General features: G+C 70.5%; 7 protein-coding genes. 4 read left to right on the top strand and 3 right to left on the bottom strand.

Features of this window, described 5'->3' with window-relative positions; translation table 11 throughout:
• Nucleotides 1-165: 165 nt before the first annotated feature.
• From AB0I81_RS60710 to AB0I81_RS60700, 3 genes are all read left to right on the top strand, one after another.
• Nucleotides 166-1,428, top strand: coding sequence for a sensor histidine kinase (locus AB0I81_RS60710; RefSeq protein ID WP_360678983.1), 1,263 nt, complete (start codon nt 166-168; stop codon nt 1,426-1,428).
• A complete protein-coding gene (locus AB0I81_RS60705) occupies nt 1,425-2,093 on the top strand; it encodes a response regulator transcription factor (RefSeq protein WP_360678980.1) in 669 nt (222 codons plus the stop codon). The genes AB0I81_RS60710 and AB0I81_RS60705 overlap by 4 nt, the downstream gene beginning before the upstream one ends.
• A 221-nt stretch (nt 2,094-2,314) precedes the next feature.
• Nucleotides 2,315-2,689 (top strand): hypothetical protein, encoded by a 375-nt coding sequence (locus AB0I81_RS60700; RefSeq protein ID WP_360678977.1) that lies wholly within the window; start codon nt 2,315-2,317, stop codon nt 2,687-2,689.
• 165 nt (nt 2,690-2,854) lie between these two features.
• Here AB0I81_RS60700 and AB0I81_RS60695 read toward each other — a convergent pair whose 3' ends face one another.
• The gene (locus AB0I81_RS60695) at nt 2,855-3,943 is read right to left on the bottom strand and encodes a hypothetical protein (RefSeq protein WP_360678975.1); all 1,089 of its coding nucleotides are present in this window, start codon (nt 3,941-3,943) and stop codon (nt 2,855-2,857) included.
• A 27-nt stretch (nt 3,944-3,970) separates the two neighbouring features.
• Nucleotides 3,971-5,257: an MATE family efflux transporter gene (locus AB0I81_RS60690; protein WP_360678973.1), complete on the bottom strand. Its 1,287-nt coding sequence runs from the start codon at nt 5,255-5,257 to the stop codon at nt 3,971-3,973.
• 91 nt (nt 5,258-5,348) lie between these two features.
• Here AB0I81_RS60690 and AB0I81_RS60685 point away from each other — a divergent pair, with 91 nt between their 5' ends.
• A complete protein-coding gene (locus tag AB0I81_RS60685; protein ID WP_360678970.1) occupies nt 5,349-6,317 on the top strand; it encodes an aldo/keto reductase in 969 nt (322 codons plus the stop codon).
• 399 nt (nt 6,318-6,716) lie between these two features.
• Here AB0I81_RS60685 and thpR read toward each other — a convergent pair whose 3' ends face one another.
• Nucleotides 6,717-7,274, bottom strand: coding sequence for an RNA 2',3'-cyclic phosphodiesterase (gene thpR, locus AB0I81_RS60680; protein WP_360678968.1), 558 nt, complete (start codon nt 7,272-7,274; stop codon nt 6,717-6,719).
• Nucleotides 7,275-7,381: the final 107 nt, after the last annotated feature.

The following is a 7,381-nucleotide window of genomic DNA, read 5'->3' as shown; positions in this document are numbered from 1 at the left end:
TCTTCTGGCGCGAGCACGGCGAAGTCCTCATCCAGCAGGAGGGCTACCACGAAGCCGTCACGATCCACCGATCGGTGGATCGTGAGCCCGCCGTACGGGCGATGGGCAAACCGTACGGGTCGTAGCAGGCTGGTGCGCATAGACTCGGCGCGAGGGGAGAGGGATTTGAGCAGGCGGACGCCCCGGCCAGGGGACGCGGAACGGGAAGAACCGCCGTTTCTCCTGCTCACCGTGGTGCCCTACGCCCTGCTGGCCGCCATCGTCGCCTTCAAGGTCCTCAACGGGCAGACCGAGCCCATCACCCTGACCCTCTGCGCCCTGGCGGCGGCCTGGATGCTCGGCATGTTCACCCTGCGTCCGAGCTGGTGGGACCGTCCGGGGATCATGGGCGTGTTCTTCGTCGGCCTGCTGGCGATCACCGCGGTCCTGGTGTGGCGGGACCCCACGTTCGGGCTGTTCACCCCCGCTCCCTACGTCTACGCCTTCACGATCCTCAACTGGCCGTGGCAGTTGCCGGGGGTGGCCGCCACGGCGGTCGTGGCCGGCACCGCGCAGGCCTCCAGCGTGGCCACGACGACCGCCTTCGGCCTGACCATCTTCGTGATCATCGTGACCGTCAACGTCGTCATGATGTGCGTCGCCGCCTGGGTGTTCCAGCTCGCCGACAAGGAGAAGCAGCAGCGTCTCCAGGCCCTCGCCGAGCTGAGCAGGACCAACCGGCTGCTGGAGGCGACACTCGCCGAGAACGCCGGCCTGCACGCCCAACTGCTCGCCCAGGCCAGGGAGGCCGGAGTCATGGACGAGCGCCGGCGGCTGGCCCGCGAGATCCACGACACCCTGGCGCAGGGGCTCACCGGCATCATCACGCAACTCCAGGCCGCCGAGCAGATGCACGAGGTCCCGCCGCAGTGGGACCGGCCGTTCGCGGCGGTGAAGAGCCTGGCGCGGGAGAGTCTGTCGGAGGCCCGCCGCTCGGTCCACGCGCTGCGGCCCGAGCCGCTGGAGACCACGCCCCTGAGCGACGCCCTCGCCGGCGTCGCCGACCGCTGGTCTCATTTGCACGGGCTCCCCGTCCAGGTCACGACCACCGGCACGGTACGTCCGATGCCGCCGGAGGCCGAGTTCGCGCTGTTGCGCACGGCCCAGGAGGCGCTGGCCAACGTGGCCAAGCACGCGCACGCCTCCAGGGCCGGGGTGACGCTGTCCTACCTGGAGCAGGAGGTGGCGCTGGACGTGCGTGACGACGGCAGGGGCTTCGACCCCGCGCGGTACGAGGCCAGGGACGCGACCGGTGGCGGGTTCGGCCTGACCATCATGCGGCAGCGCGTCGAAAGGTTGTCCGGCACGCTGCGGATCGAGTCCGAGCCCGGCGCCGGCACCGGCATCTCGGCCTGCATCCCCGACCTGCCGGCGGGGAGCCCCGCATGACCCACCACCCGGCCAGGACCGTGGCGCAGACCCCGATCCGGTTGCTGATCGCCGACGACCATCCCATCGTCAGGGACGGCCTGAGCAACATGTTCGCCTCCGCTCCCGGATTCGAGGTGCTGGGCGAGGCCGCGGACGGCGCGGCGGCCGTACGTCTGGCCGAGCGGTTGCGGCCCGACGTGATCCTGATGGACCTGCGCATGCCCGGCATGGACGGGCTGACCGCGATCACCGAGCTGGCCAGGGTCGGCGTCACCGCGCGCGTACTGGTCCTGACGACCTACGACACAGACGCCGACGTGCTCCCGGCGATCGAGGCGGGCGCGACCGGCTACCTGCTCAAGGACTCTCCCCGCGAGGAACTGCTGCGCGGCGCCAGGGCCGCGGCCAGGGGCGAGAGCGTCCTGTCCCCCTCGGTGGCGGCCCGGCTGATGAACCGGGTCAGGACCCCGGCCCCGCAACTGCTCAGCCCGCGGGAGCTGGAGGTGCTCGAACTCGTGGCGGCCGGCAACACCAACCGGGAGGCGGCCGCCCGGCTGTTCATCACCGAGGCCACGGTCAAGAGCCACCTGCTCAACATCTACGCCAAGCTCGGCGTCGGCGACCGCGCCGCCGCCGTGGCCGAGGCGTTCAACCGCCGCCTGCTAACCCCCCAGACACCCTGACCCATCCTGCACGGATGGCGGCGACCCCACAGCGCTCGCGCGGGAGCGAGGGGCCGAACCGCCGCCGAAACGAGTCCTGACCGCACCGCCGCGTCGTTACTCAGGCAGGCGAGCTCCACGCCAGCTCCGCAAGGGTTTCCAGAGCACCTTCGGTTCAGGCATCACACCATCATGGCCCAACAGCCTCATGACCCAGAATCGAACGTGAGTACGATGGATGTATGTATCTGCCGCCGGAGTGGCCGCCCGAGGTCCGCCCGCCCAGCGTGCCCGACTGGGAGACCTCGGCCGTGGCCTGGCTGCTCGACGCCGTGCCCCCGGACTACCGGAGCTACGAGATACTGAAGCGCCATCCGATCGCCCTGGCCAGGATGGCCATCCACCACGTCAACGCGGAGGTCGAGGCCGCCAGGGCGGGATATCGCAGCGCCGCCGTCGACCTCAAGGGCCACCTGCCCCCGCACGCCGTCCAGGCGGTGCTCGACGTCTACCGCGAGGAGGGGCCGCGCCTGGTCCGCCTGGCCCGCGCCATCACCGTCGTCGAGCAGGCACTGCGCGGCGACCTGTTCACCGCGACCATGCGCAACTTCCGCTGAGTCGGCCACACGCGCGTCAATTGCATCACGCGGCAACCGCCATCGCGTCTCCCGCCACCCCTGACCACGGCAAACCGCTCACCGTTCGACATCAAGCCGCCTTCATCATTCTTCGGGCATTGGCGCAGGCCGCCTGGGCCCTGATCGTCATCCCCGTCTTCGCGATCAGCGGGTGCGGCGGGCCAGGAAGGTGATCACGCCGATGGCGGTCGTGGCGGCGGCCAGCCAGATGAGGACGTCCCTGAGCGTCAGCCCGCCGCCCCCGGACTCGCCGGTCGGCTGCTGCGCGGCGGTGCTGCTCTCCTCGCTCTGGTCGGCCCTGACCGGACTCGGGCTGGGCGTAGGGGCGGCCTGCTCGGGGAGCGGCACCCGGGAGACCGGGCTGCGCGGGCCCTCGGTGCCCGTGAGCAGGGCTTTTCCATCCAGCGTGTACGTGATCGACTCCGCCTGCTTCAACTCCGGCATCGCCACCTTGGTGATCGACTCCCCGGAGGGCCGGTAGAGGGTGGCGGAGAAGTAGGTGCGGATGACGTACGACGAGCCGTCGGGCGCGTAGGCGGCATCCGTGGCCATGATCGGGGCGGTGGCGACCTTGCGCAGGACGTTGATCCGGTCCGCGCGCAACTTCTTCGGCGCCGCGTACACCGAGCCCGAGAACTCCTTGGACACCACGTACAGCCGCCCGGTCTTCGGGTGGACCATGAGGCCCTCCGCGTTGCGTGCGCCGTCGGCGTAGCGGAACCGGTAACGGACGGCGGGCAGCGTGGCGTCGCCGAGCCTCTGGGGCTCCATCACCTTGTAGACGGAGACGTTCGGCCAGGCCCCGTCCAGGTTGTCGCCGATGTCGGCGAACCAGAGCACCCCGCGGCCGGTCGCCGGGTCCTTGGAGGTGGCCATGGCCTCCCAGTCGCGCGCCTGCGCCCCACGTACCTGAAAGGTGGCCCGGGTGCGCCCCTGACCGTCCACGGCGTAGAAGGTCGGGGTGGCGGCGCTGTCGTTGTGCGTGTAGTAGACGTCCTGGTGCGTCGGCGACACGGCCAGCCCGCTCGACTCGGTGATCCGCGAGTCCCTGAAGCTGAACAGCTTCTCCATACCGTCGTCATCCGGCGCCGTGGAAGCGGGCGCGGCGAAGGCGGGCACGGCGGGGGCGATGCCGTCGTCGTCCGGGGCCGCGGAGGCGGGTGTGACAAGTACGGCGGGCAGCAGGAAGAACGTCGCCACGACGGCGAGCACCCTGGTCACGAGATCCCCCACCTCGCCATCATGCCCCACGCGCGGCCTTCAGCGTCCGATCGGTGAGGCGGGCGCGGCGCCCGTGCCCACCTTGGCGCTGTGGCGGTGGAAGCCGGTGCCCTGCAACACCGTCAGGAGCCCGTTGGCCAGCGCCATCGCCACCCACAGCCCGGTGATCCCCCAGGCCCTGGCGACGGGCACGGCGGCCACGACCAGCAGTCCGTACCCGATGGCGAAGTAGAGCAGGCTGGCCGCCGACCGTTTGAGCGCGGTGAGCCCGAAGCCTTGGACCGCCTGGGTCGCGTCGAGCACCGACGACAACAACATCAGCGGCAGCAGCCCGAGCACCCGCTCCCGCACCGCCGCGTCGTCGCTGAAAAGGATTAGCAGATTGTCGCCGAACCCGAGCAGCAGAACGGCCGCCACAAGCGTCCCTGTTATGGCAAGCAAAGCCGCGCTCCGATGGGCCCGCCGCGCCCCGGCCACGTCGGTGGCGCGGGCGACCTCGGGCACCGCGGCCTGGGCGATGGACAGGGAGGCGAACATCATGAAGCCGGTGAGCGTGCTCAGCACCGCATGGGCGGCGGTGTCACGCGCGTTCGTGGTGCTCACCGCGAAGGTCACCACGCCCAGCACACCAAACTTGATGAGTACGGTCCCGGCCAGCGGGATGCTCACCTTCGCCAGCTTCGCGATCTCCCGTGTCCTGGGCCTGGCCTGCCCGATGGGCCGCCCGAGCGCGCGGCGCAGGTTGATCGCGGCCACGATCGCCGCCGTCACGCCGGAGACCACCCAGGCGATGCCCACCCCCGTCAGCCCGAGCGACGGCACCAGTGCGGCGGTGAGCCCGCCCAGCCCGACGCCGAAGACGAGCGTCGGCCAGAGCACGTTACGACTGCGCCCGAGCGCGACCAGGATGGTGCTCGCGCCTCCGGTGGAGGCGAAGACCAGGAGGTAGACCGCGAGGAAGTACGGCAGCAGCCCCATCTCCCGCACCACCTCGGGCGGCACCCCGGTGATCCGGGCGAGCAACGGCACGCAGAGCACGACGAGGGCTCCGACGAGCCCGGTCGTCAGGCTGAGCCAGCGCGCGTCCCGCACCACCGGAACGGCCGAGGAGGGATCGTCCCGGTAGGGAGCCACGAACGGCCCGAGCCCGCGCAGCGCCCCCTGCACGGCGGCGCTCGCGGGCGTGAGCACGGCGGTCACCACGGCGAAGGCGGCGAGCGTGACCGTGTCATGATTGCCGAGCACCGAGGTGACGACCAGCGAGCCCACCATGCCCGCGATCATCGCCAGGAAGAGCGGCACGGCGGCCCGCAGCAGGGCGATCATGGTAGGTGTAAGGAGGGGGTTTCCGTCCAGCACTGGATCATGAAGCCCAATCTATGGCCTGGAGTGCACTCCAGGTCCTTAGGGTTGAGTCATGGACTATGTGAACCTCGGACGCAGCGGTCTCAAGGTGAGCCCGCTCTGCCTCGGCACCATGAACTTCGGCCCGCGTACCACGGAGGAAGACTCCTTCGCGATCATGGACCGGGCTCACGAGCTGGGGCTGAACTTCTTCGACACGGCGAACGGCTACGGCGGTGTCAAGGGCGAGGGCATCACGGAGCAGATCATCGGCAAGTGGTTCGCCCAGGGTGGTGGCCGCCGGGAGAAGACGGTCATCGCGACCAAGGCCTACTCCCCCATGGGCGACTGGCCCAACGAGGGCAGGCTGTCCGCCCTGAACATCCGCCGCGCCTGTGACGCCTCGCTGAAGCGCATGCAGACCGACTACATCGACATCTACCAGGCCCACCACATCGACCGGGACACCCCGTTCGAGGAGTTCTGGGAGGCCATGGAGGTCCTGCGCCAGCAGGGCAAGATCATTTACGTGGGTTCGTCCAACTTCGCGGGCTGGCACATCGCCAAGGCTCAGGAGAGCGCCGCCCGGCGGGGCTTCAACGGCCTGGTCAGTGAGCAGACGCACTACAACCTGCTCACGCGCGCGCCCGAGCTGGAAGTGCTGCCCGCGTGCGAGGACTACGGCCTCGGCGTGATCCCGTGGAGCCCGCTGGCCGGCGGCCTGCTCGGCGGCGTGCTGCGCAAGCTGGACAAGGGCCGCTCGGGCGCGGAGCACATGCTCAAGCAGCTCGAGAAGCACCGCGACAAGATCGAGCAGTACGAGAAGTTCTGCGACGAGCTCGGCGAGCAGCCGGCCGACGTGGCCCTGGCCTGGCTGCTCAAGCAGCGCTCGGTGGTGGCTCCGATCATCGGTCCGCGCACGATGGAGCAGCTTGAGGGCAGCCTGCGCACGCTGGAGATCGACCTGGACGAGGCCGCCCTGTCCCGCCTCGACGAGATCTTCCCCGGCCACCGCACCGCCCCGGAGGACTACGCCTGGTAAGGGGCACGGCACTACGCCCGTCAACCGACGCAACGCCACGTCGGGGTAGCGGACGCAACGCCACGCCTGGCAACGGGTGGCGACGCTACGTCGGAATAGCGACGCGGCGCTACGCCTGGCAACGGGCGCGGCGCTACGTCGGAGTAGCGGGTGCGGCGCCACGCCTGGCAGCGGGTGCGGCGCTCCCGGGGCGCGGCTCGGGCCGGCGAGGGTGCCGCATCAGGCCGTCAGGGCACTGCCTCAGGCCGGGGGTCAGGGCACTGACTCCGGTCAGCCGTCAGGGCGCCGGCAGTCAGGGCGCTGGCTCAGGTCAGTACGGCGCCGATGATCACGATCAGCAGGAGGAGGCCGAGCACGACGGGCAGCAGCCAGGGGCGAGGACGATCCACGACCTGGAGCCTAGCTCTGCTCGGCGGGTGCCAGTGCCCATTCGGCGAGTGACTCGTACCTCACCGGCGGCCCCATGTGACTGCGTACAAGACGGACCTGCTCCGCCCGCCACGGCGAGCCGCTGAACCCGGACAGCGACTCGACCACCGGACGCAGGTCCGTCTCCGTCCTGGCCCTGGCCAGGGTGAGGTGCGGGCGGGAGCGCTTGTCGTCCGTCTGCTCCGCCCCGGCCCGGCGTGCGCCCGCCTTGACCGAGTCGGCGAGCCTGGTCATGGAGTCGCCGGTGACGCCCACCCAGAGGACCCGCGCGCGACGTGCGGAGGAAAAGGCTCCGAAGCCGGCGAAGGTCAGGTTCATGACGGAGTGGCGGCCCACGGCGCGGGCCAGGCGCACCTCCAGTTCGGGCAGCACGTGCTCGGGCACCTCGCCGAAGAAGCCGAGCGTGATGTGCCAGGTCTCCCGATCGGGCCAGCGCAGTCCCTGCACCTGCCCGACATACGGGGCGACGGCACGCTCGATCTCATCCAGCACCTCACCGGGCGGCACCAGAGCCGCGAAGAGCCTCATAGCGCCCGATTCTCCCCCGGCCCACCACCGGTCCCCACATCGCCTCGCCATCCGTACGAGACTCACGGGCCGCCCCCGCTCCACACCATCCGTACGAGACTCACGAG

Origin of the sequence: Nonomuraea sp. NPDC050404 (assembly GCF_040655495.1) — a bacterium.
In the GTDB taxonomy this organism is placed as follows: Bacteria; Actinomycetota; Actinomycetes; order Streptosporangiales; family Streptosporangiaceae; genus Nonomuraea.
The sequence above is the reverse complement of the archived record's forward strand: the minus strand, read 5'-3'. Positions and strand labels throughout refer to the sequence as shown.

Bases quoted from the DNA above. Each gene is read 5' to 3' on its own strand.
- AB0I81_RS60705 (WP_360678980.1), top strand. From the start codon at position 1,425: ATGACCCACCACCCGGCCAGGACCGTGGCGCAGACCCCGATCCGGTTG.
- AB0I81_RS60690 (WP_360678973.1), bottom strand. From the start codon at position 5,257: ATGATCGCCCTGCTGCGGGCCGCCGTGCCGCTCTTCCTGGCGATGATC.
- AB0I81_RS60685 (WP_360678970.1), top strand. From the start codon at position 5,349: ATGGACTATGTGAACCTCGGACGCAGCGGTCTCAAGGTGAGCCCGCTC.
- AB0I81_RS60700 (WP_360678977.1), top strand. From the start codon at position 2,315: ATGTATCTGCCGCCGGAGTGGCCGCCCGAGGTCCGCCCGCCCAGCGTG.
- thpR (WP_360678968.1), bottom strand. From the start codon at position 7,274: ATGAGGCTCTTCGCGGCTCTGGTGCCGCCCGGTGAGGTGCTGGATGAG.